The organism is Gemmobacter sp., assembly GCF_016792925.1.
Lineage (GTDB): Bacteria > Pseudomonadota > Alphaproteobacteria > Rhodobacterales > Rhodobacteraceae > Gemmobacter.
Genome location: NZ_JAEULU010000277.1, coordinates 1 through 1,623, shown reverse-complemented (window position 1 = coordinate 1,623; position 1,623 = coordinate 1). Strand labels below are relative to the sequence as shown.

The following is a 1,623-nucleotide window of genomic DNA, read 5'->3' as shown; positions in this document are numbered from 1 at the left end:
GCTTTGAATATGGCTATTCGCTGGCCGAACCCAACGCCCTGACCCTGTGGGAGGCCCAGTTCGGCGATTTCGCCAATGGCGCCCAGATCATGTTCGACCAGTTCATCAACTCGGGCGAAAGCAAATGGCTGCGGATGTCGGGCCTTGTGGTGCTGTTGCCGCATGGCTTTGAGGGGCAGGGGCCGGAACACAGCTCGGCCCGGCCGGAGCGGTTCTTGCAGAACTCGGCGCAAGACAACTGGATCGTGGCGAATTGCTCGACCCCCTCGAACTATTTCCACATCCTGCGCCGCCAGATTCACCGCGACTTCCGCAAGCCGCTGATCCTGATGACGCCGAAATCGCTGCTGCGTCACCCGATGTGCGTCTCGAAGGCCGAGGATTTCACCACCGGCTCGACCTTCCACCGCGTGCTGTGGGACGATGCGCAGAAGGGCAATTCCAAACTGGCGCTGAAGGCCGATGCGCAGATCAAGCGCGTCGTCATGTGTTCGGGCAAGGTGTACTATGACCTGCTGGCCGAACGCGATGCACGCGGGCTGGATGATGTGTATCTGCTGCGGGTCGAGCAGCTTTACCCGTTCCCGGCGAAATCGCTGCGCGACGAGCTGGGCCGCTTCCCGCAGGCAGAGGTGATCTGGTGCCAGGAAGAGCCGAAGAACCAGGGCTATTGGACCCATATGGAGCCCAATATCGAATGGGTGCTGGATCAGGTCGGCGGCGCGTCGAAACGCGCGCGCTATGTGGGCCGCACCGCCTCGGCCTCGCCGGCCACCGGCCTCGCCTCGAAACACAAAGCTGAACAAGAAGCGCTCGTGAACGAAGCGCTGACCGTGGAAGGGAAATGAACCCATGACCGTTGAAGTCCGCGTCCCCGCCCTTGGCGAAAGCGTTACCGAGGCGACCATCGCCACCTGGTTCAAGAAGCCCGGCGATGCCGTCGCCGTGGACGAGATCCTGTGCGAGCTGGAAACCGACAAGGTGAGCCTCGACGTGCCCTCGCCCGCCGCCGGTGTGCTGGGCGAGATCGTCGCGCAGGAAGGCGAGACCGTCGCCGCCGCCGCGCTGCTGGCCACGATCGTGGCGGGCTCGGGCGCCGTGGTGGCGCCTTCGGCCAAGCCGGTGGAGGCCGCGCCCGCTCCGGTCGCAGCCCCCGCCGCCAAGGACATCGAAGATGCTCCCGCCGCCAAAAAAGCCATGGCCGAGGCCGGTCTGACCGCCGCCCAGGTGCAGGGTTCGGGCCGTGATGGCCGCATCATGAAGGAAGATGTGGCGAAAGCCGCCGCCGCTGCCGTGACCGCCGCTCCGGCCCCGGTCGCCGTGCCGCGCGCCCCGGTTCCGGCCGATGACGCCGCCCGCGAAGAGCGCGTCAAGATGACCAAGCTGCGCCAGACCATCGCGCGCCGCCTGAAAGACAGCCAGAACACCGCTGCCATGCTGACCACCTATAACGAGGTGGACATGTCGGGCATCATGGAGCTGCGCAACACCTACAAGGACGCTTTCGAGAAGAAGCACGGCGTCAAGATGGGCTTCATGTCTTTCTTCGTGAAGGCCTGCACCCATGCGCTGAAAGAAGTGCCCGAGGTGAATGCCGAGATCGACGGCACCGACATCGTCTAC

At 64.6% G+C, this 1,623-nt stretch carries 1 protein-coding gene and 1 pseudogene; both read left to right on the top strand.

Annotated elements, in window-relative coordinates:
• Positions 1 to 848, top strand: a pseudogene (sucA, locus tag JNN06_RS13110) (2-oxoglutarate dehydrogenase E1 component); the annotation flags it as partial.
• 4 nt (positions 849 to 852) lie between these two features.
• A partial coding sequence (locus JNN06_RS13105; RefSeq protein WP_291240039.1) for a 2-oxo acid dehydrogenase subunit E2 occupies positions 853 to 1,623 on the top strand: 771 nt, incomplete at its 3' end.